The 20,171-nt window shown below is 60.2% G+C and carries 19 protein-coding genes; 8 read left to right on the top strand and 11 right to left on the bottom strand.

Annotation, left to right across the window (positions count from 1 at the left end; all coding sequences use genetic code 11):
• Positions 1–208: 208 nt before the first annotated feature.
• A complete protein-coding gene (gene ppx, locus MA884_RS07620) occupies positions 209–1,711 on the top strand; it encodes an exopolyphosphatase (protein WP_256229843.1) in 1,503 nt (500 codons plus the stop codon).
• Positions 1,712–1,912: 201 nt separating this feature from the next.
• Here the strand turns inward: ppx and ppk1 are convergent, their stop codons facing one another.
• Both ppk1 and hemB read right to left on the bottom strand, forming a co-directional pair.
• Positions 1,913–4,135, bottom strand: a complete 2,223-nt coding sequence (gene ppk1, locus MA884_RS07615; protein WP_256229842.1) for a polyphosphate kinase 1 — start codon at positions 4,133–4,135, stop codon at positions 1,913–1,915.
• A 17-nt stretch (positions 4,136–4,152) separates the two neighbouring features.
• Positions 4,153–5,166, bottom strand: a complete 1,014-nt coding sequence (hemB, locus tag MA884_RS07610; protein ID WP_256229841.1) for a porphobilinogen synthase — start codon at positions 5,164–5,166, stop codon at positions 4,153–4,155.
• A 205-nt stretch (positions 5,167–5,371) separates the two neighbouring features.
• Between hemB and MA884_RS07605 the strand changes: the two genes are divergently transcribed.
• Positions 5,372–5,995 (top strand): DedA family protein, encoded by a 624-nt coding sequence (locus MA884_RS07605; RefSeq protein WP_256229839.1) that lies wholly within the window; start codon positions 5,372–5,374, stop codon positions 5,993–5,995.
• Here the strand turns inward: MA884_RS07605 and MA884_RS07600 are convergent.
• Positions 5,976–7,211, bottom strand: coding sequence for a sterol desaturase family protein (locus tag MA884_RS07600; RefSeq protein WP_256229838.1), 1,236 nt, complete (start codon positions 7,209–7,211; stop codon positions 5,976–5,978). The two genes, MA884_RS07605 and MA884_RS07600, sit on opposite strands and share 20 nt — an antisense overlap.
• A 123-nt stretch (positions 7,212–7,334) precedes the next feature.
• Here MA884_RS07600 and elbB point away from each other — a divergent pair, with 123 nt between their 5' ends.
• Entirely contained in the window at positions 7,335–8,003 is a 669-nt protein-coding gene (gene elbB, locus MA884_RS07595) for an isoprenoid biosynthesis glyoxalase ElbB (RefSeq protein ID WP_256229836.1), read from the top strand.
• A 120-nt stretch (positions 8,004–8,123) separates the two neighbouring features.
• Here the strand turns inward: elbB and MA884_RS07590 are convergent, their stop codons facing one another.
• Both MA884_RS07590 and MA884_RS07585 read right to left on the bottom strand, forming a co-directional pair.
• The gene (locus MA884_RS07590) at positions 8,124–8,579 is read right to left on the bottom strand and encodes a YaiI/YqxD family protein (protein WP_256229834.1); all 456 of its coding nucleotides are present in this window, start codon (positions 8,577–8,579) and stop codon (positions 8,124–8,126) included.
• A gap of 127 nt (positions 8,580–8,706) precedes the next feature.
• On the bottom strand, positions 8,707–10,605 hold the full coding sequence (locus MA884_RS07585; protein ID WP_256229833.1) for an FTR1 family protein: 1,899 nt from the start codon (positions 10,603–10,605) through the stop codon (positions 8,707–8,709).
• Between the two features lie 312 nt (positions 10,606–10,917).
• Between MA884_RS07585 and MA884_RS07580 the strand changes: the two genes are divergently transcribed.
• From MA884_RS07580 to MA884_RS07565, 4 genes are all read left to right on the top strand, one after another.
• Entirely contained in the window at positions 10,918–12,315 is a 1,398-nt protein-coding gene (locus MA884_RS07580) for a COG3014 family protein (protein WP_256229832.1), read from the top strand.
• Between the two features lie 18 nt (positions 12,316–12,333).
• Positions 12,334–12,705, top strand: a complete 372-nt coding sequence (locus MA884_RS07575) for a YcfL family protein (RefSeq protein ID WP_256229828.1) — start codon at positions 12,334–12,336, stop codon at positions 12,703–12,705.
• 195 nt (positions 12,706–12,900) lie between these two features.
• Complete coding sequence (gene lpoB / locus MA884_RS07570) at positions 12,901–13,488, top strand: penicillin-binding protein activator LpoB (RefSeq protein ID WP_092452846.1); 588 nt, start codon at positions 12,901–12,903, stop codon at positions 13,486–13,488.
• A gap of 3 nt (positions 13,489–13,491) precedes the next feature.
• The gene (locus tag MA884_RS07565) at positions 13,492–14,235 is read left to right on the top strand and encodes a penicillin-binding protein activator LpoB (RefSeq protein ID WP_256229822.1); all 744 of its coding nucleotides are present in this window, start codon (positions 13,492–13,494) and stop codon (positions 14,233–14,235) included.
• A 57-nt stretch (positions 14,236–14,292) separates the two neighbouring features.
• On the opposite strand, the gene rhtB is transcribed toward MA884_RS07565, so the two are convergent.
• The 5 genes from rhtB to MA884_RS07540 all read right to left on the bottom strand — a co-directional run bounded on the left by rhtB (position 14,293) and on the right by MA884_RS07540 (position 19,376).
• Complete coding sequence (gene rhtB / locus MA884_RS07560; protein ID WP_256229820.1) at positions 14,293–14,925, bottom strand: homoserine/homoserine lactone efflux protein; 633 nt, start codon at positions 14,923–14,925, stop codon at positions 14,293–14,295.
• Between the two features lie 69 nt (positions 14,926–14,994).
• On the bottom strand, positions 14,995–15,654 hold the full coding sequence (locus MA884_RS07555) for a DUF4276 family protein (protein WP_256229819.1): 660 nt from the start codon (positions 15,652–15,654) through the stop codon (positions 14,995–14,997).
• Positions 15,651–16,751 carry an AAA family ATPase gene (locus tag MA884_RS07550; RefSeq protein ID WP_256229817.1) on the bottom strand — a complete coding sequence of 367 codons (1,101 nt, stop codon included), beginning with the start codon at positions 16,749–16,751 and terminating at the stop codon, positions 15,651–15,653. The genes MA884_RS07555 and MA884_RS07550 overlap by 4 nt, the downstream gene beginning before the upstream one ends.
• 133 nt (positions 16,752–16,884) lie before the next feature.
• The gene (locus tag MA884_RS07545) at positions 16,885–17,466 is read right to left on the bottom strand and encodes a mechanosensitive ion channel family protein (RefSeq protein WP_047226114.1); all 582 of its coding nucleotides are present in this window, start codon (positions 17,464–17,466) and stop codon (positions 16,885–16,887) included.
• Positions 17,466–19,376 (bottom strand): ATP-binding cassette domain-containing protein, encoded by a 1,911-nt coding sequence (locus MA884_RS07540; RefSeq protein ID WP_256229816.1) that lies wholly within the window; start codon positions 19,374–19,376, stop codon positions 17,466–17,468. The genes MA884_RS07545 and MA884_RS07540 overlap by 1 nt, the downstream gene beginning before the upstream one ends.
• Before the next feature lie 50 nt (positions 19,377–19,426).
• On the opposite strand from MA884_RS07540, the gene MA884_RS07535 reads away from it, so the two are divergent.
• Positions 19,427–19,891 (top strand): TIGR02444 family protein, encoded by a 465-nt coding sequence (locus MA884_RS07535; protein WP_256229815.1) that lies wholly within the window; start codon positions 19,427–19,429, stop codon positions 19,889–19,891.
• Here the strand turns inward: MA884_RS07535 and MA884_RS07530 are convergent.
• Positions 19,888–20,171, bottom strand: a 284-nt coding sequence (locus MA884_RS07530; protein ID WP_256229814.1) for a hypothetical protein, incomplete at its 5' end; no start/stop codon positions are given. The genes MA884_RS07535 and MA884_RS07530 overlap by 4 nt on opposite strands.

Raw genomic sequence — 20,171 nt, 5'->3', positions numbered from 1 at the left:
CGTAGCAGTCGTAAAACCGGCCAACCGGAGTTTCCTGATGGACCGGGTCGAATGGTCTTGGGGCCGCTTCGCGCCCCAACGGGAGCAAGCTCCCTCGCCACAATGGCACTGCGCAAGCTGCTCTGGCGCAAGGGTTTGGATCAGGTGCGTTGGCGTAAGCGGTTGATCGTGGCAGGATGGCGAGGTTATCGACCGAGACTTTTTGACCATGCCGCCATCCCAAGCCAAGAATCTGTCCCTGATCGCTGCCATAGACCTGGGCTCCAACAGTTTCCACATGGTCGTCGCCAAGGCCCAGAACGGGGAAATCCGAATTCTTGAGCGGCTCGGCGAAAAGGTCCAACTGGCCGCCGGTATCGACGAAGAGCGCCAGCTGAGCGAGGAATCCATCCAGCGCGGGCTCGATTGCCTCAAGCGGTTCGCCCAACTGATCAACGGCATGCCCTTGGGCGCGGTTCGGATCGTGGGCACCAACGCGTTGCGCGAGGCGCGCAACCGTGGCGAGTTCATCCGCCGCGCCGAAGAGATCCTCGGCCATCCGGTGGAAGTCATTTCCGGGCGTGAAGAGGCCCGCCTGATTTACCTCGGTGTCTCTCATACGCTGGCCGACACCCCGGGCAAACGCCTGGTGGCGGACATTGGCGGCGGCAGTACCGAATTCATCATTGGCCAGCGCTTCGAGCCGTTGCTGCGCGAAAGCCTGCAAATGGGTTGCGTCAGCTACACCCAGCGTTATTTCCGCGACGGCAAGATCACCCCGGCCCGCTATGCCCAGGCCTACACGGCGGCGCGCCTGGAAATCATGAGCATCGAACATGCCCTGCACCGCCTGACCTGGGATGAGGCCATTGGCTCCTCGGGCACTATTCGCGCCATTGGCCTGGCCCTCAAGGCCGGCGGCCACGGTACCGGCGAGGTCAACGCCGAAGGCCTGGCCTGGCTCAAGCGCAAGGTGTTCAAGCTGGGCGACTCGGACAAGATTGATTTCGAAGGGATCAAACCCGACCGCCGGGCGATTTTCCCGGCGGGCCTGGCGATCCTCGAAGCGATTTTCGATGCCCTCGAGTTACGACGTATGGACCACTGCGAGGGCGCCCTGCGCGAAGGCGTGCTCTATGACCTGCTGGGGCGCCATCATCATGAAGACGTCCGTGAGCGCACCCTGGGCTCGCTCATGGAGCGTTACCACGTCGATCAGGAACAGGCCGCACGGGTCGAGCGCAAGGCGCTGCACGCCTTCGACCAGGTGGCCGACGACTGGGACCTGAACGACGGGGTCTGGCGCGAACTGCTGGGCTGGGCCGCCAAGGTGCATGAGGTGGGCCTGGACATCGCCCACTATCACTACCACAAGCACGGCGCCTATCTGATTGAACATTCGGACCTGGCGGGTTTCTCCCGCGAAGACCAGCAGATGCTCGCGCTATTGGTGCGTGGCCACCGGCGCAATATTCCCAGGGATAAATTCGCCGAGTTCGGCAATGACGGCATCAAGCTGATTCGCCTGTGCGTGCTGCTGCGCTTTGCGATTCTGTTCCACCACATCCGCGGTACCCAGGAAATGCCCCAGGTGGTCCTGCGCGCCGATGGAGCTGAGCTGGATGTGCTGTTTCCCGAAGGCTGGCTGGAAGAGAACCAACTGACCCAGGCTGACTTCGCCCAGGAAGCCGAATGGCTCACCCGGGTCGGGATTGTGTTGAACATCCACTGATTGTTTGCAGCAATGACTGCAATCCCGCTGGATCTGTAGGAGCTGCCGAGCGAAGCGAGGCTGCGATCTTTTGATTTTCGCTTGATACTCAAGCGTCAGGGAAAAGATCGCAGCCTCGCTTCGCTCGGCAGCTCCTACGGGCCCAGCGGGAGCAAGCTCCCTCGCCACAAAAGCTGAGCCTGCCGCGTGCTCGCCGGGCGTTTAACGAACCGTCAGCAACGGGCTGCCCAAGCGCTCCAGCAATGTCGCCTGGGCGCTGCGTGCGTTCTGGTTGCCGGTCGGCGTGTTGCGGATGTAGCGACCGTCCGATTGCAGGCTCCAGCTGTGGGTGTTGTCGGTGAGGTAGCTTTCCAGCTCTTTTTTGACCCGCAGGATCAGCTTCTTGCCTTCCACCGGGAAGCAAGTCTCGACGCGCTTGTCGAGGTTGCGCTCCATCCAGTCGGCGCTGGACAGGAACATCTGCTCCTCCCCACCGTTGAGGAAGTAGAACACCCGCGTATGTTCCAGGAAGCGGCCAATGATCGAGCGTACATGGATGTTGTGGGAAACCCCCGGGATGCCCGGACGCAGGCAGCACATGCCGCGCACCACCAGGTCAATGCGCACGCCCGACTGGCTGGCCTTGTACAACGCGCGGATGATCTTCGGATCGGTCAACGAGTTGAACTTGGCGATGATGTGCGCCGGTTTGCCGTCCAGGGCGAACTGCGTCTCCCGGGCGATCATGTCGAGCATGCCCTTTTTCAAGGTGAACGGCGCGTGCAGCAGTTTTTTCATGCGCAGGGTCTTGCCCATGCCGATCAACTGGCTGAACAGTTTGCCGACGTCTTCGCACAAGGCATCGTCGGAGGTCAGCAGGCTGTAGTCGGTGTACAGGCGAGCGTTGGCGGCGTGGTAGTTGCCGGTGCCCAGGTGGGCGTAACGCACGATTTCGCCAGCTTCACGCCGCAGGATCAGCATCATCTTGGCGTGGGTCTTGAAGCCGACCACACCGTAAATCACTACCGCACCCGCCGCTTGCAGACGACTGGCCAGTTGCAGGTTGGACTCTTCATCGAAGCGCGCCCGCAACTCGATCACCGCCGTGACCTCTTTGCCGTTACGCGCCGCGTCCACCAGGGCGTCGACGATTTCCGAGTTGGCGCCGCTGCGGTACAGGGTCTGGCGCACGGCCAATACATGCGGATCCTTGGCCGCCTGGCGCAGCAGGTCGACCACGGGCGTGAACGACTCGAACGGGTGCAGCAGCAGAATGTCCTGCTTGCTGATCACGCTGAAGATGTTCTCGCTGTTTTGCAGCAATTTCGGGATCTGCGGTGTGAACGGCAAATATTGCAGTTCCGGATGGCTGTCCAGACCGGTGATGCTGAACAGTCGTGTCAGGTTCACCGGACCGTTGACCTGATACAACTCGGTCTCATGCAGGTTGAACTGCTTGAGCAGGTAGTCGGACAGGTGTTTGGGGCAGGTGTCGGCCACTTCCAGGCGCACCGCATCACCGTAGCGGCGCGAGAACAGCTCGCCGCGCAGGGCGCGAGCCAGGTCTTCGACGTCTTCGGTGTCGACCGACAGGTCGGCGTTACGGGTCAGGCGGAACTGGTAGCAACCCTTCACCTTCATGCCCTGGAACAGGTCATCGGCATGGGCGTGGATCATCGACGACAGGAACACATAATTGTCACCGGGACCGCCGACGTCTTCCGGGACACGAATGATGCGCGGCAGCAGGCGCGGCGCGGGGATGATCGCAAGGCCAGAGTCGCGACCAAAGGCGTCGATACCTTCGAGCTCGACAATGAAGTTCAGGCTCTTGTTGACCAGCAGCGGGAACGGGTGCGTCGGGTCGAGGCCGATCGGGGTGATGATCGGTGCAATTTCATCGCGGAAATAGCGACGAACCCAAGTCTTGAGCTTGGTGTTCCAGTTGCGTCGACGAATGAAGCGAACCTGATGTTTTTCCAGCTCGGGCAACAGAATGTCATTGAGAATCGCGTACTGGCGGTCCACGTGACCGTGGACCAGCTCACTGATCCGCGCCAGGGCCTGATGGGGCTGCAGGCCGTCAGCGCCGGCCTGCTCTCGGGCAAAGGTGATCTGCTTCTTCAGGCCGGCGACGCGAATCTCGAAGAACTCGTCCAGGTTGCTGGAAAAGATCAGCAGGAACTTGAGCCGCTCCAGCAGCGGGTAGGACTCGTCCAGCGCCTGCTCCAGCACGCGGATGTTGAACTGCAGTTGCGACAGCTCGCGATGGATGTACAGGCTGCTGTCATCCAGGCTGGGAATGACAATCGCAGGGGCCACGGGGGCCTCGGCCACCACCGGCGGCGTAGGCACGACCTCATGCTCCGGCGGTGTCTCGGCGACCTGCTCGACCACGGGCTGAGCATCTTTTACGGCAACTTCAGAGAGTCCTTCGGTATTCATCGCAAGTTCCTGGGAGGCTATTTCTGCTCTCGTAACAATTGGGCGGCGCGCACGGCAAAGTAAGTCAGGATGCCATCAGCTCCTGCACGTTTGAAAGCGGTCAAGGACTCGAGGATCACCCCTTCGCTCAACCAGCCGTTCTGGATTGCTGCCATGTGCATGGCGTACTCACCGCTGACCTGATAGACAAACGTCGGTACTTTGAATTCGTCTTTGACTCGGCAAAGAATGTCGAGGTAAGGCATGCCCGGCTTGACCATGACCATATCAGCCCCTTCTGACAAGTCCGCCGCCACTTCGTGCAAGGCTTCCTGGCTGTTGGCCGGGTCCATCTGATAAGAGGCCTTGTTGGCCTTGCCCAGGTTCAGCGCCGAGCCGACCGCATCACGGAACGGGCCGTAATAGGCGCTGGCGTACTTGGCCGAGTAGGCCATGATCCGCACATTGACATGACCGGCCACCTCTAGCGCTTCGCGGATCGCCTGGATGCGGCCGTCCATCATGTCCGACGGCGCCACCACCTGCGCACCGGCCTCGGCATGAGACAACGCCTGCCTGACCAGTGCATCGACGGTCACGTCGTTCTGCACATAGCCTTCTTCATCGAGAATGCCGTCCTGCCCATGCGTGGTGAACGGATCCAGCGCGACATCGGTGATCACGCCCAGCTCCGGGAAACGGGCACGCAGGGCACGGGTCGCGCGCTGGGCGATGCCGTCGGGGTTCCAGGCTTCGGCGGCGTCCAGGGACTTGAGCTCGGCAGGCGTGACCGGGAACAGCGCCAGCGCCGGAATGCCCAGCTCGACCCACTTGGCGGCTTCTTCGAGCAGCAAGTCGATGGTCAGGCGCTCAACTCCGGGCATCGATGCCACCGCTTCGCGACGGTTTTCACCGTCGAGCACGAACACTGGCAGGATCAGGTCATCGGTGGTCAGCACGTTTTCACGCACCAGCCGACGAGAAAACTCATCACGGCGATTGCGACGCAGACGGGTAGCGGGGAACAGACGATTGGCGGGGGTAAAGCTCACGGCAGACTCCTGAGCCCGCGCTGACGGGCGAGCGTGACAGTTATAGACGGCCATTATGACGAACAGATGACAGATATGTGCACCTGCGTCCCGTCGTCGCAGTCATTGTCGTTGCAGGAAATGTTCACGTCGAGACACATCTCGATACTTTCCTGAATGTGCCCGAAGGGTTAGGCTGCGCGTTCATTTCGCCAGCACCCAGACAATGCTCCAGCAATTTCTCCATGACTTCGGCTACCTGGCCTTGTTTATCGGCACGTTCTTCGAAGGCGAAACCATCCTCGTACTCGCAGGTTTCCTGGCGTTCCGAGGCTACATGGACATCAATCTGGTGGTGGTGGTGGCGTTCTGCGGCAGCTACGCGGGCGATCAACTGTGGTACTTCATGGGTCGCAAGCACGGCCGCAAGCTGCTGGCGCGAAAACCCCGCTGGCAATTGATGGGTGATCGCGCGTTGGCGCACATTCGCCGGCATCCGGACATCTGGGTGCTGAGCTTTCGCTTCGTCTACGGCCTGCGCACGGTAATGCCGGTGGCCATCGGGCTGTCAGGCTACCCGCCGGGCCGCTATCTATTGCTCAACGGTATCGGCGCGGCGATCTGGGCCACTGCCCTGGCTGCCGCCGCGTACCACTTCGGCGCGGTGCTCGAGGGCATGCTGGGCAGCATCAAGAAATATGAATTGTGGGTACTGGGTGCCCTGCTGGTGCTGGGGCTGTGCCTGTGGCTGCGTCGACGTATCAAGAATGCACGCCTGGCCAGGAAAGTCCTCGAAGCCGAACGGCTGGAGCAAGCCAGGACCAGCGAGCCTACGACGCCAACCGAGTAACCCGGCTGCGGCAGCAATACAGTCCAATGCCACTGAGCAGGCTATAGCTGAGCAACCCGACCCAGACCACCGGGGTGCCCGGCCACAGTCCCGCCAGGGGCGCCAGCCACACCAGCGGCAAGTTAGAGGTCAGGCGCAACAGCTCCAGCCTCAAGGTCCACGGGCGATTCTCCAGGGCCACGCCCAACACAAACAGACCCAACGCCACCGCGCCCCAGCCCAACACCAGGGCAGCAACCGGCAGACTGTTCTCCAGGTTCATCAAGTAACTGCCCAGCGCAATATAGACGCAGAACTGCAGCGCCACGTACCACTGCTGGCGCCCGTCCAGCGGCACCTCGAATTTGCGGAACTGGCTCAGGTCCGGTTTGTTCAGCGGGTACTGGGCCGCCACATCCGCCGGCCGCCAACCGGTGGGCATAAACCAGATCCGCAGTTTGTCCCGCCAGTGCGCGGCCCGTCGGGCATCGGCCCATAGTTGTGCATAGAACTGCAGGTTGGCCCACAACGGGTTCCAGCTCGCCAGTGGCGTGGTCACGCCAAAAATCACCGGTTCGTTATCGTCTTCTTCCTGAAAGGTGCGAAACAGACGGTCCCAAATAATGAACACCCCGCCGTAATTGCGATCCATGTAAAGAGGGTTCTGTGCATGGTGGGCGCGATGATTGGACGGCGTGACGAAACACCACTCCAGCCAGCCGAGCTTGGGGATGTGTTGGGTGTGGACCCAGAACTGATACAGCAGATTCAACGCCGCCACGCTGACGAACACCACCAGCGGCACGCCGGCCACTGCCAGCGGCAAATAGAAAATCCAGCTCAACACAAACCCGGTGCTGGTCTGGCGCAACGCAGTGGAGAGGTTGTAGTCCTCGCTCTGATGATGCACCGAATGGGCCGCCCAGAGGATGTTGCGCTCATGGCCCATGCGGTGCAGCCAGTAATAACAGAAGTCGTAGAACACGAAGGCCAATACCCAGACCCAGGCCTGGTCGGCAGACAAGTGGATAACGGCCAGATGTTCCAAGGCAAACGCATAGGTCACCAACCCCACGCCCTTGGTCAGCAAACCGGTCGTGGTGGAGAGCACGCCGGTGCTCAGGCTGTTGATGGCGTCTGCCACGCGGTAATGGCTCACACCCCGCCAGCGATCGGCCAGCAACTCGACGGCAATCAGCACAAAGAAAAACGGCACGGCACACAGAATGAAATTCATGACGCAACCCGAGCAGACAAAGCAGGGAGATAGTCGGCAGATTAGGTGTAGCTGCTCGATAACCCTATGGCAACGAGTGACAAATTAGTGGACATTTAACGCCATGAATCTGGAGAAAAGCCCATGAGCAAAAAAGTTGCAGTGATCCTTTCCGGCTGTGGCGTGTATGACGGTGCAGAGATCCACGAAAGCGTGATCACCTTGCTGCGGCTCGACCAGCGCGGCGCACAGGTGCAGTGTTTCGCCCCCGACATCGCGCAGTTGCAGGTGATCAATCACCTGACCGGCGAGCAAATGCCCGAGAGCCGCAACGTTTTGGTCGAGTCCGCCCGGATCGCCCGGGGCAACGTAAAGGATTTGCGCGAAGCCAACGTCGAGGACTTCGACGCGCTGATCGTGCCTGGCGGTTTCGGCGCGGCGAAGAACCTCTCCAACTTTGCCGTCGAAGGCGCGGGCTGCACCGTCCAGCCTGAGGTTCTGGCGCTGACCGAAGCCTTTGCCGAGGCCGGAAAACCGGTGGGGCTGATCTGCATTTCCCCGGCCCTGGCGGCAAAAATCTATGGTCCGGGGGTGACCTGCACAATCGGCACAGATGCCGACACCGCTGCCGCCGTAACCAAAATGGGCGGCATCCACGAAGACTGCGCTGTCACCGATATCGTCGAAGACACCGCGCGCAAGCTGGTCACTACCCCGGCCTACATGCTGGCGCAGAGCATCAGCGAAGCGGCTTCGGGGATCAACAAACTGGTGGACCGGGTGTTGGAGCTCACTCACGAGAATGACGAGTAACACCATCATCCAATGTGGGAGCGAGCCTGCTCGCGATGGCGTCAGTTCAGGCGATGCATCTGTTTACTGACACACCGTCATCGCGAGCAGGCTCGCTCCCACAGGGATTGCGAGCAAGATTCAGGAAGTTCGAGCCAACCGCGTCAGTATCCGATCCAGCGCATTGGCGAACCCCTGCTTGTCCCGCTCGCTGTACGCTGGCGGCCCGCCGCCCACGTGGCCTTGCTCACGCAAGTCGGTGAACAGGTTGCGCACCGCCAGCCGATCGCCCATGTTCTGCGCATCGAATTCCTTGCCCCGAGGATCCAGTGCCGCAACTCCCTTCTTCACCAGCCGGTCAGCCAATGGTACGTCGCTGCAGATCACCAGCTCACCCGGTACGGCATGCTCCACCAGGTAATCGTCCGCCGCGTCAGGCCCGCTGGGCACCACGATCAGCTTCACGCAGGCCAAGGCCGGCTTGATCTGCGGTTGGCCGGCCACCAGCACCACCTCGAACCGGCGCTTCAAGGCGAACTTGACCACCAGTTCCTTCGCGGCCTTGGGGCAGGCGTCGGCGTCGATCCATACACGCATTGAGTGGTTTCCTCTAAATTAAAAGCATCGCGGGCAAGCCTTGCTCCCACACAAGCCTTGCGCCCCCAGGCGAGTGCTGACTGAGGGAGCAAGGCTTGCCCGCGATTATGAGCGCAGTGAATGCTATTCAGGAAACCTGCAACCGACGCTTCTCTGCCATCCAACTGCGCCCGTACAGCACCACAATCGCCACGATCGCCACCACTTGAGCAGCCAAGGAATAAGCATCGGCATGAATGCCCAGCCAGTCGAAATCGAAGAACGCCACCGGACGGGTTCCGAAAATCCCGGCTTCTTGCAGCGCCTTCACGCCATGACCGGCGAAAACCACCGACAGCGCGCAGAGCAATCCGGCATTGATGCTGAAAAACAGCGCCAGAGGCAGTTTCGCCGAGCCGCGCAGGATCACCCAGGCCAACCCGACCAACAGCACCAATGCCGTGGCGCCGCCAGCCAATACAGCATCATGCCCAGCGGGGCCGGCTTGCAACCACAGGGTTTCGTAGAACAGGATCACTTCGAACAGCTCGCGATAGACCGAGAAAAACGCCAGGATCGCGAAACCGAAACGTCCGCCGCCGCCCACCAGACTGCTCTTGATGTAATCCTGCCAGGCCGCCGCATGACGTCGGTCGTGCATCCACACTCCCAGCCACAGCACCATCACACTGGCGAACAAGGCCGTTGCGCCTTCGAGCAATTCGCGCTGGGCACCGCTGACGTCAATCACATAGGCGGCCAGCCCCCAGGTCGCCAGACCAGCCAACAGCGCCAGCCCCCAACCGACGTTGACGCTGCGAACCGCTGACTGTTGGCCGGTATTGCGCAGGAACGCCAGGATCGCCGCCAGCACCAGAATCGCTTCCAGCCCTTCGCGCAGCAAAATCAGTAAGCCGGATATGTAACTCAGCGACCAGCTCAAACCGTCACTGCCCAGCAGACCCGCCGACTCCGTCAGCTTGGCTTTGGCCGCGTCCAGCCGCTGCTCGGCCTGCTCGACCGGCAAGCCATCCTGCAAGGACTGACGGTAGGCCATCAGGGCTTTTTCGGTATCCTTGCGCACACTGGCATCGACGTTATCCAGCGAACTTTCCACCAGCTCGAAGCCTTCCAGATAAGCCGCTACCGACAGGTCATAGGCCTGGTCGTGGTCGCCGCCGCGATACGCCGCGATGCTTTTATCCAGAGTAGCAGCGGTGTAGTCGAGCAACTGCGCCGGGCCACGCTGCACCTGAGGCGGCTGGGCACGCTGGGCACGAAAGGTGGCTGCCGCTTCAGGGCCCTGCGCCGCGAGGATTTCGGCCGGAGTCTGGCGAGCGAGGTCAGCGAGATTGAAAGTCTGTCCACTTTTAGCGGCCGCCGGATCGGCGCTGAAGCTGGCGATGTACGTCGCCAGATCCCAGCGCTGACGATCATCGAGCTGATCGGCGAAGGCCGGCATGTCAGTGCCTTCGATCCCCATACCCAGCGTGTTGTAGATCGCGTAGAGACTCAGATGATCCAGGCGTGCCCCATCGCGCAGGTTGGCGGGCGCAGGCTCCAGGCCGACACCGGCGGGACCGTCGCCGGCCCCGCTATCACCGTGGCACACCGAGCAATTCTGCGCATACAGCGGCGCTCCGCGGGCCGGGTCCGGGGTGATGACCGGCGCCTGACTGACCTCATACGCCACCGCCAGCCTAGCCCCCAGTTGCCGCGCCAGGCGGGCGACCTCATCGCCATCCTGATGCTCGCGGATGGCGCTACGCAAGGCGCCGACGCCTTGTGTCAGCTCTGCTTTCTCAGGCTTGGCTGGCAGCGCAACGATGAGCCCTTCCAGGAGCTGGGTAAATTCCAGTTGCTCGCGGTATTCAGACTCGTCGACCACCTTGCCCGCCTGCACCGTCGCCGGATAATCCGCCCCGATGTAATCCAGTAAATGCAGCGCCTGGGGGGCGCCCTCAAGGGTGTCGGCCAATAGATTGGCACTGCACAGCGCCAACAACGGCAGCGCAAGCCAGGCCAGAAAACGGTACGGGGCAGTCATGAATGACTCTCAGTTGGAAATAAGAAGTAACACATTGTTCACTTCCAATGACCTTCGCTCAAGGGCTGATGTGCTTCAGGAGCACATTTCATCGGATCTTCATGCTTTGGAAGTGATGTCACAAAAAATGCATTACGAGATTAAAAAGCCATTACATAGCTAACGGCCATGTTTATAATCCCGCCGCCTTCTTATTGTCCTATGGCATAAAAGCTCCTCCGGTTATGAGGAACCGACAGCGCCCGGCGCTCGTCCGTGGATCGTCCCAGCCCGACCCGCACCCCCGGCTGATACCTCAGGGAAGAAGTATTCATGGCATCCCGTGCCGCTCTTTCGATCGCCCTCAGCGCGATCACCTTGTTGTCTGGTTGCTCTGCGTTTCGCAACTACGACAGCGAATTGGCCCAGACCAATCAGCAACTGGTTTCCGGCAACGTCGACGCGGCGTTGACCCTGCTGGAGAAAAACAACACCAGCCAAGACAAAGACCTGCTGTATTTCTTCGAAAAAGGCGAACTGCTGCGCGCCAAGGGCGACCTGCCCGGCAGTCAGGCTGCCTGGTCCAGCGCCGATCAACAGGTGGGCCAGTGGGAAGATGCGGTCAAGCTCGATACGGGCAAATATCTGGCACAGTTCGGCAGTTTTCTGGTCAACGATAAAGTTCGTCGTTACGAAGGCTACGACTACGAAAAGGTCATGCTGACCACGCAGATGGCGCTGAACCTGCTGGCAGTGAACGACTTCGACGGCGCGCGGATGCAGATCAAGAAGACCCACGAGCGCGAAGCGGTGATTGCCGACTTGCGGGACAAGGAATACCTCAAGCGCGAGGAAGACGCCGAGAAGCAAGGGGTCAAGACCGAGTACAAGGACCTGCAGGGCTACCCGGTGGCCAGCCTCGACGCGCCGGAAGTGATCAGCCTGAAAAACAGCTACCAAAGCGCGTTCAGCCATTATCTGGCCGGGTTCGTCTATGAAGCCCTAGGCGAAAAAGACCTGGCCGCGCCGGGTTATCGCAAAGCCGCCGAACTGCGTCCGAATACGCCGCTGCTGGAGCAGGCATTGATCAACCTCGACAAGCCTGCCGGCAAGAAGGATGAAAGCGACATCCTGATTGTCGTGCAGAGCGGTCTGGCGCCGTCCCGGGACTCGATCCGCATTCCCCTGCCCTTGCCCATCAGCGGCAATGTGGTGATCACGCCACTTTCATTCCCACTGATCAAGCCCGATACCTCCACCGCCGCGTTCACGCAAATCGGTGTCGACGGTCGTCAATTGGACCTGACCCAGCTCAACAGCACCACTGCCATGTCCCGCCGCGCCCTGCGTGACGACATGCCCGGCATCATCTTGCGCACGACCGTGCGCGCGATCACCCGTGGCGTGGCGCAAAAACAGATCAACGAAACCAACCCCCTGGCCGGCCTCGCGGTGGGCCTGACCTCGGCCGTGCTTGAAGGCGCAGACACCCGGACCTGGCGCACCCTGCCGGACTACACCCAAGTGGTGCGTCTGCGCCTGAAAAAAGGTGAACACCAGGTCACCTTGCCGAGCGCGGCGGGCGGTTCGGTGGTCAAGGTTACCGTCGATCAGCGTTACCAGGTCATCAGTCTGCGGGCGGTGGGCAATCAGGTCTTCGCCGCTGGCCTGGCCGCCCAAGTGATCCCGAGCACCAACCCGACCGCCGTCGCCAGCATCAAGCAACCTTAAGAACGGAGTCTTGTTCAAATGCGTTTAAAACTGATCACCATCGGTGTCCTGGCCCTGTTGGCCGGTTGCGCCACCCCAGCGCCGCCGGAGCCGGGCAGCGCCGCCAGCAAAGTCGTGGCCATGGGCAAGCAGAAAAACATCGTGGTCGGCGCCATGCGCGTGGCCCGGGAAAACGGCTACCTGACCGTCAATGTGCAGTTGAGCAACACCAGCTTCAACAACAAGACGATGTACTACCGCTTCGCCTGGTTGGGACCGGAAGGCTTTCCGGTTGCCGAGGAGGAAACCTGGAAAAGCCTGACGCTGTACGGCGAACAAACCAGTTTCCTGCCGGCCATCGCACCGACACCCAAGGCTGTGGATTTCCGATTGGAAATCAATACGCCTTGAGCCAGGCACCGCTGGGCCATAGGAGCTGATGTAGGAGCTGACGAGTGCAACGAGGCTGCGATCTTGTCCTAGACAATTGAGTCGCAAGCGAAAAATCAAAAGATCGCAGCCTTCGGCAGCTCCTACAGTGCGCAGCCCAGCGGGGATAAATCCCCTCGCCACAAAACCTTTTATATAGCTATTGAGAGCACCTAAATGTTCCTACGCATCTCTTCCCTCGCCCTGGCCGCCCTGCTGGTCAGCGGCTGCGCCAACAACTCTCCGGTCCTGGGCAACAAGAACATCAGCTACGGCGACACCAAGGCCGTGGAAACCGTGACCAACGAATTCGGCTCCACCGACCTGCAAATGATCGCCGAGTCCATGACCCGCTCCCTGGCCCAGTCCGGCATTTTGCAGGGCCGCCCGGTGGTTCAGGTCTATGACGTGAAGAACAAGACCAGCGAGTACATCGACACCCGCGAGATCACCACCAGCATCAAGACCCAATTGATGAAGACCGGTGCGGCACGCTTCGCCAGTGACAACAATGCCATGGACAGCCAGGTTGACCAGCTCAAGCTGCAAAACCAGAGCGGCCTGTACAAGAAAAGCACCGTGGCCAAGACCGGCAACATGATCGCGGCCAAATACCGCCTGGAGGGCTCCATCAGCTCGATCGTCAAGCGCAGCAGCGACTACAAGGACGTCTTCTACAAATTCAGCCTGCAATTGATCGACGTCGAAAGCGGTCTGGCCGAGTGGATGGACGAGAAAGAAATCCGCAAGACCACGGAGCGCTAAGCCATGCGCACATGGATCGGCATCATGGCCCTGGCCTGCGCGTTCGGCGCGCAGGCGGCCCCGAAAGTCGCGGTCACAGACCTTGCGTACCAGCAACGGGTGGAGGAATACATCCACACCGTTTCGGCCCAGAGCAACTTCCAGGCGAACCCTTACAGTGCCAGCGCTTCGTCGAGCTACGACGAGATGGAAGCCACCTCCAGCTATATCGAGCAGGGCGAACTGCGCAAGTTCACCGGCGACATCAAGGGCGAAATCCTGCGCAGCGGCATGTTCCAGCTCGTGCAAGGCACGCCCCACACCGCTTCGTCCACGGGCGACGTCTATGACGTGATCAAGCGAATCAAGGCCGGGCACTTCAAGGGCGCCGATTACGTGCTGTTCGGCACCGTATCGGACATCGACTTCACCCGCGACATCAATGAACTGGCCAATACCAGCAGCTACTCGGCAGTGCTCGCCTTGACCCTGGTGGCGGACTTCAGCCTGATCAACACCAAGACCTACGAAATCACCTCGGCCTTCACCGCCATGGGTGAAGGCCAGGACACCAAGCTGCTGAACCACCGGGACGTACGCATCAACCTCAACCGCCCGCGAGTCGTGCGCGAGGTGTCCAAGGCCTTGGGTGAGGACGTGGCGCGGCAACTGAGCGAACAACTCGGCGGGCCGAACTACGAACAGGCCGGCGAACCTGTACCGCGCAACAACCTGCCACGGGATACCGCGCCGGTGATTTTGCGCTAAGCGGTTTGGCGATTATTTTGTGGCGAGGGATTTCCCCGCCACATTAGAACCGACGGGTTAGACCGAGGCTTTGCGGATCGTCGCCAGCAACCCCGCCGCACCAATGAACAACCCGGCAAAGGTTCGGTTCATCCGCCGCTGCTGTTTCGGCGTGCGCAGCAGACGCAGGACTTTAGACGCCAGCCCGGTGTACCCGGCCATGACGATGAGGTCGACGCATACCATCGTCACACCGAGGATCAGGTATTGCTTGATCAGCGGGGCATGGGGATCGATGAATTGTGGCAACACCGCAAGCATGAACACCAATGCCTTGGGGTTGCTGATGTTGACCAGAAAGCCGCGAAACACCAGCGCCAGGGGCTTGCCGATAGGCCGCAGGGCCGCGTCATCACTGATGTCGCCCGGGATGGCTCGCCACTGCTTGATGCCCAGATACACCAGGTAGGCCACACCGAACCATTTGATCGCATAAAACGCGGTCGCCGATGCGGTGAGAATCGCGCCGACACCGGCGGCGACAATCACGATTTGCAACGCCAGGCCCAATTGCAGGCCCAGTGCATTCCAGTAGCCGCGCCAGAAACCGTATTGCAGACCGCTGGACATCGATGCGATGGCACCAGCGCCCGGCGAAAGACTGATCACCCAGCAAGCGGCGAAAAACGCCAGCCATGTTTCCAGCACCATTGCACACCTCGGCTCAGATTCTTTGAAATCACTAAGCTAATGCGACCATCGGATAAACGCCACGGTTTTCTATGCTGGCGCCAAAGCGTCAAGCTTGAGTAACCATTCATGGAAATGTGGACAAGTCAGACGCATGGCGTCCAGCCCAATCTCACAAGCGATCAGAGGGCCGTGAAACGTTTTTTGGTATTCAGGCATCGCATCGAAAATCCGCTTGGAGGGCGCAGTGTGTGGACTGTTATTGATGTCCTCAGGCGTGGGATATGCATTTGCGACCGTTTTGAGGATAGAGACCACCTCTGAATCATCCGTCCACTCCGCAAATTTATCAGTGCCCGCGAATAGAAGTGCCTCGAACTCATGTACCAACAGATTGGGAATGAAATTGTTTTCAGCGACATCGGTGGCCAGTTGGGTCTCCAGGAAACGAGCCTTCTGGTGCCCTGTACCCTCACGTGGAAAATCGGCTGACGCCAAGCCAGGAAAATCACCGGGCAACGCATAGAGATCAAACATTGTGGTGACATGCGCAGCATGGTGCTCCCGACATAGGCGAGTCACTTGGTGCTTGACCTTTCCGTAGCTGACAACGCCTCCCTTGTTACCAGGGCTGGTGCTTATGATGATCGGTGTCAGAAAAACACCAAGCGCCCAATAATGAGGTGCCAGCAGCTCATTGACGAAGGCCTCTTCCGTTTGCCCTTCTACAAGGAGAACGATTCGACTCATCGGCTCGGTCTCCCACCTAATATGTTCTTCTTCCAGAGTTCGCCCAGACTGAACTCTTCCAGCCATGCAGTCAGAGAAGTCGGTTCCAACCGTTTGAACGTGGAAGCTCCGCCGACTTTGTCTACCACAATGAGATCTTCAGCATCGAACTGGTCAACGAGCTCTACCGACTGCGTTGAAATAATGAGCTGGTGTTTTTGAGAAACCGACTTCATCAAACCACCCAGCGCAACGATGGCGAAAGGATGCAAGCCCAGTTCCGGCTCATCGATCAGAATCGCCGAAGGCATAAACTCTTCAGGCTGAAGCAATACGGTCGCCAGGCAAATAAATCGTAAAGTACCATCCGACAAAGCGGCTGCCGTGAAGGGAATGTCCTGGCCCATTTCAGTCCATTCAAGTTGAATTTTTTCCTTGTTATCAACTGTCGGACGCAGATGGAAATCACCAAAAAACGGGGCCACCATCTGAATGGCTTTCACAATTCGTTTGTAGTGAGTTTCATTATGGTTTTTCAGGCGGTACAGAAATGCGGCCAAGTTTCGCGCATCGTCACGCAGATATTCGTTGTCGTTGATGCCATGAATCTGTTTTACAAGGGCGCTGGAACCCGTGTCATGGAAATGGTAGATACGCCAACTACGAATAGCCGGAACCACATGCTTGTAAATCTGCGTCCTGGTTTGCTGCTCAGCCGCATACGACTCAAAATGTCCCGACGTCGCACGCCAGTCGCCACTGACATTCCACCACAGTGCTTCGTGGGTAAACATCATGCGATTATCTTGAGTAGGTTTAAGCTTGAACTTATAACCGTTATTACCGAAATAGAGTTCCGCACAAAGCTCTTCGGTCTTTTTCCGGCCAAAATGCAGCAAGGCATCAGGTCCTCCGGCGGCCCCCACCGACACCTGCAACTGCTCATCCAGGATCCGACTTATCAAGCGGAAAAAACCAATGAAATTGGATTTTCCCGCGCCGTTCGCACCGATGAGAACATTCAGTTTGCCTAACTCGATGTCACATTCCGCAATGGATTTGTAACCCTTGAGGGTCAGCCTCGATAGCTGATCCGAATCGTAAACTTTCTTAACCATCTTAGCCTCCCGATATCGGTGCATTCGACGACAGAATCTATTAAATCCAATTTAGAACAGTATGGATGCTAAAAGCCGCTCGGCTTGCAGGTTTCGGGCGCCGGCGCGAAAGGACAAATATGGAGAGACCCACTTACTCGACGAACCCACCGACCGGAAACGCCTCGTTGCCGCGCCAGCGCCGAACCGACCGCTGGAAGAACAGGCTGTTGGGCACTTGCACCATGGAACTGCCGGTGCCGAGCTCCTCGGGTTCGATCAGCGTGGTGTAAAGCAGGTTGATCGCCACCACCCGCCCCTTGATGCCCGGCTTGTCGGTGGACTCCACCAGCTCAACCACATCGCCCAGGCGAAACGGCCCGACGGTGTAGATCAGGATGGCGCATAACAGATTCGACAACACGCTCCAGATGGCAAAGAACGCCACCGCCGCTACCGCGACGAAACCCGACAGCGCTGTCCACAGCACCGTAGCAGAGACGCCCAGACGCTCAAGCACCACCAGCACCGCGCTGCCCATGATCAGCCAGCGCAGCACACCCCTAAGGATGATCACCAGCTGGGACGGCAACGGGTAGCGCTCGGCAAGGCCTGTGAGGGCCCGCGCCACGCAACGCTGTGCGATGTAGCCGGCCAGCAGGATCAGCAGTATTTGCACACCGAGCCAGATCGGCTCGACCCACATGACGGGTATAGGCAAAGCCAAGGCTTCCATCAGGACAGCGCCTCCAGCTCCGCTTGCAGGTTTTCCAGCAGTTCCAGTGCTTGCATCCACGCCTCCTCAAGCTCCGCTTCCCGAACCTTCAGCCTGGCCTGTTCGGCCAGCAGATCGCGTAACTCATCCTTGCGCGCCGCTTCGTAGAGACCGCTGTCGCCGAGGCTGGTTTCGATCTTTTGCAGTTTTTCATGCAGCTTGCCCAGTTCGACTTCGAGCTTGTCGGCCTCGCGCTTGTGAGGCGCCAACTGCTGACGCAATGCGGCGGCGGCCTGGCGCTGGGCTTTCTTGTCGGTCTTGTCCGGGTTAACTGGCGTGGTGCTGACCGGGGCGTTGCGTTGACGGTACTCCACCAGCCAGCGCGCGTAATCTTCCAGGTCACCGTCGAACTCTTCGACCTTGCCGTCGGCCACCAGGAAAAAATTATCCGTGGTGCTCTTGAGCAAATGCCGGTCGTGGGACACCACCAGCACCGCGCCGCTGAATTCCTGCAAGGCCATGGTCAAGGCCAGACGCATTTCCAGATCAAGGTGGTTGGTCGGTTCGTCGAGTAGCAACAGGTTCGGCCGACCCCAGGCGATCAGGGCCAGCGCCAGGCGGGCCTTTTCGCCGCCGGAAAAATTCAGTACCGGCTCGTCGATGCGCGCACCGCGAAAGTCGAAACCACCGAGGAAATCGCGCAGGATCTGCTCGCGCTCGTTCGGTGCCAGACGCTGCAAATGCAGCAGCGGGCTGGCCTTGGCATCGAGGGAATCGAGCTGATGCTGGGCGAAGTAACCGACCACGGTGTTCTCGCCCCGGGTCAGACGCCCGGCCAGGGGCTCGAGCTCGCCGGAGAGGTTCTTGATCAGGGTCGACTTACCGGCACCGTTTGGCCCCAACAGACCGATGCGCGCGCCGGGGGTCAGTTGCAGCTTGACCTTCTCCAGCACCGTCTTGTCACCATAGCCCAGGCGTGCGTCGGACAGGTCGATCAGCGGGCTGGAAATCTTGGTCGACTCACGGAAAACAAAATCAAACGGCGAATCGACGTGGGCCGCGGACAGTTCTTCCATCCGCTCCAGTGCCTTGATCCGGCTCTGGGCCTGACGGGCCTTGGTGGCCTGGGCCTTGAACCGGGCGATGTAGCTTTCCATGTGTGCACGCTGCGCCTGCTGCTTCTCATAGGCCTGCTGTTGCTGGGCCAGGCGTTCGGCACGGGCGCGCTCGAAGGCGCTGTAGCCGCCACGGTACAAGGTGAGCTTGCGCTGGTCGACGTGGGCGACATGATCCACCACCGCGTCGAGAAAATCGCGGTCATGGGAAATCAGCAGCAGTGTGCCAGGATAGCTCTTGAGCCAGTCCTCGAGCCAGATGATGGCGTCGAGGTCCAGGTGGTTGGTGGGCTCATCGAGCAACAGCAGGTCCGAAGGGCACATCAGGGCCTGGGCCAGGTTCAAGCGCATCCGCCAGCCACCGGAGAAGGCCCCGACTTCACGGTCCATCTGCTCATTGGTAAACCCAAGGCCTGCCAGCAGTTTGCGTGCGCGGGCATCGGCGGTGTAGCCGTCGGCGCTGTCGAGCTCCGAGTGCAGACGGGCCTGTGCGGCGCCGTCGTGGGCCGCCTCGGCCGCCGCCAGGTCGCGTTGGACCTGACGAAGGCGCAGGTCGCCGTCAAGCACATAGTCCACCGCCAGGCGCTCAAGGGTGTCGACCTCCTGGCGCATGTGGGCGATACGCCAATCGGCGGGTAGCAGGCAATCACCCGAGTCCGGGTGCAGTTCACCTCGAAGCAGGGCGAACAGGCTCGATTTTCCGGCGCCGTTGGCACCGATGAGACCAGCTTTGTGGCCGGCGTGCAGGGTCAGCTCGGCGTCTTCTAGCAGACGTTGCGGGCCACGCTGTAAAGTCAGGTTCTGAAGTCGAATCATAATGGCGGCGGAGTCTACCAGCTTCGCTCGCAACTGGCGCGAGTAGCACGATGTCCTCTGATCTATGGAGCTTTTCCCTCGACCTCTACGCCAAGCCTGGCGTGGAGCAAGCCTGCCTGACGCTACAGAACGCCGGCGCCAATGTCTGCCTGCTGCTTTGCGGGCTCTGGCTGGAACAGCGCGGGGTAGCCTGCACTGAACAAAGACGGCAACAGCTTCAACAATGGGTTGACCCTTGGGATACGGACGTCGTGCAGCCATTGCGCACGCTTCGTACCCAATGGAAAGCCCGCGCCCTTCAAGACACAGCACTCGATAGCCTGCGCGAGCAGGTCAAGCGACTGGAGCTGGCAGCCGAGCGACGATTACTGGAGCTACTGGAAACTGTGACCAAGGACTGGCCTGGGGAACAACCCAAAGATTCAGCGCAATGGCTGCAAGGGTTGGTGGCAAGCGCCGACCAAGGGAACCGCGACGCGCTGCATCAGCTGCGCGTCGCGGCGTCCGGCACTTAGGAAGCGCGGGTTGGGGTGCTGGTGCTCGGCGCCGGGGCGGCGGTCGGGTTCAGCGCCGGGGCTGGAGTGCTGGCGGTTGGCGCAGGGGTCGCTGCAGGAGCCGGAGTCGTGGTCGCAGGTTTGGCTGCTGGAGCAGTCGAAGGTTTGGCGGCAACGGGCTTTTTCACGGCTGGTTTCGCAGCAGGCTTGGCGGCGGCTGGTTTCGCGGCAGCGGGCTTGGCCGCAGCAGGTTTGGCAGCAGCTTTGGCGGGTGCTTTGGTAGCGGCTGGCTTGGCAGCCG

Origin of the sequence: Pseudomonas sp. Q11 (assembly GCF_024494355.1) — a bacterium.
Taxonomy (GTDB): domain Bacteria; phylum Pseudomonadota; class Gammaproteobacteria; order Pseudomonadales; family Pseudomonadaceae; genus Aquipseudomonas; species Aquipseudomonas hefeiensis.
Note: the sequence above shows the minus strand (reverse complement) of the source record. Positions and strands in the feature narration are given on the sequence as shown.

Excerpts from the sequence above, each read along its gene's own strand:
- ppx (WP_256229843.1), top strand. The coding sequence starts at position 209 with ATGCCGCCATCCCAAGCCAAGAATCTGTCCCTGATCGCTGCCATAGAC.
- ppk1 (WP_256229842.1), bottom strand. The coding sequence starts at position 4,135 with ATGAATACCGAAGGACTCTCTGAAGTTGCCGTAAAAGATGCTCAGCCC.
- MA884_RS07605 (WP_256229839.1), top strand. The coding sequence starts at position 5,372 with ATGCTCCAGCAATTTCTCCATGACTTCGGCTACCTGGCCTTGTTTATC.
- MA884_RS07600 (WP_256229838.1), bottom strand. The coding sequence starts at position 7,211 with ATGAATTTCATTCTGTGTGCCGTGCCGTTTTTCTTTGTGCTGATTGCC.
- elbB (WP_256229836.1), top strand. The coding sequence starts at position 7,335 with ATGAGCAAAAAAGTTGCAGTGATCCTTTCCGGCTGTGGCGTGTATGAC.
- MA884_RS07590 (WP_256229834.1), bottom strand. The coding sequence starts at position 8,579 with ATGCGTGTATGGATCGACGCCGACGCCTGCCCCAAGGCCGCGAAGGAA.
- MA884_RS07585 (WP_256229833.1), bottom strand. The coding sequence starts at position 10,605 with ATGACTGCCCCGTACCGTTTTCTGGCCTGGCTTGCGCTGCCGTTGTTG.
- MA884_RS07580 (WP_256229832.1), top strand. The coding sequence starts at position 10,918 with ATGGCATCCCGTGCCGCTCTTTCGATCGCCCTCAGCGCGATCACCTTG.
- MA884_RS07575 (WP_256229828.1), top strand. The coding sequence starts at position 12,334 with ATGCGTTTAAAACTGATCACCATCGGTGTCCTGGCCCTGTTGGCCGGT.
- lpoB (WP_092452846.1), top strand. The coding sequence starts at position 12,901 with ATGTTCCTACGCATCTCTTCCCTCGCCCTGGCCGCCCTGCTGGTCAGC.
- MA884_RS07565 (WP_256229822.1), top strand. The coding sequence starts at position 13,492 with ATGCGCACATGGATCGGCATCATGGCCCTGGCCTGCGCGTTCGGCGCG.
- rhtB (WP_256229820.1), bottom strand. The coding sequence starts at position 14,925 with ATGGTGCTGGAAACATGGCTGGCGTTTTTCGCCGCTTGCTGGGTGATC.
- MA884_RS07555 (WP_256229819.1), bottom strand. The coding sequence starts at position 15,654 with ATGAGTCGAATCGTTCTCCTTGTAGAAGGGCAAACGGAAGAGGCCTTC.
- MA884_RS07550 (WP_256229817.1), bottom strand. The coding sequence starts at position 16,751 with ATGGTTAAGAAAGTTTACGATTCGGATCAGCTATCGAGGCTGACCCTC.
- MA884_RS07545 (WP_047226114.1), bottom strand. The coding sequence starts at position 17,466 with ATGGAAGCCTTGGCTTTGCCTATACCCGTCATGTGGGTCGAGCCGATC.
- MA884_RS07540 (WP_256229816.1), bottom strand. The coding sequence starts at position 19,376 with ATGATTCGACTTCAGAACCTGACTTTACAGCGTGGCCCGCAACGTCTG.
- MA884_RS07535 (WP_256229815.1), top strand. The coding sequence starts at position 19,427 with ATGTCCTCTGATCTATGGAGCTTTTCCCTCGACCTCTACGCCAAGCCT.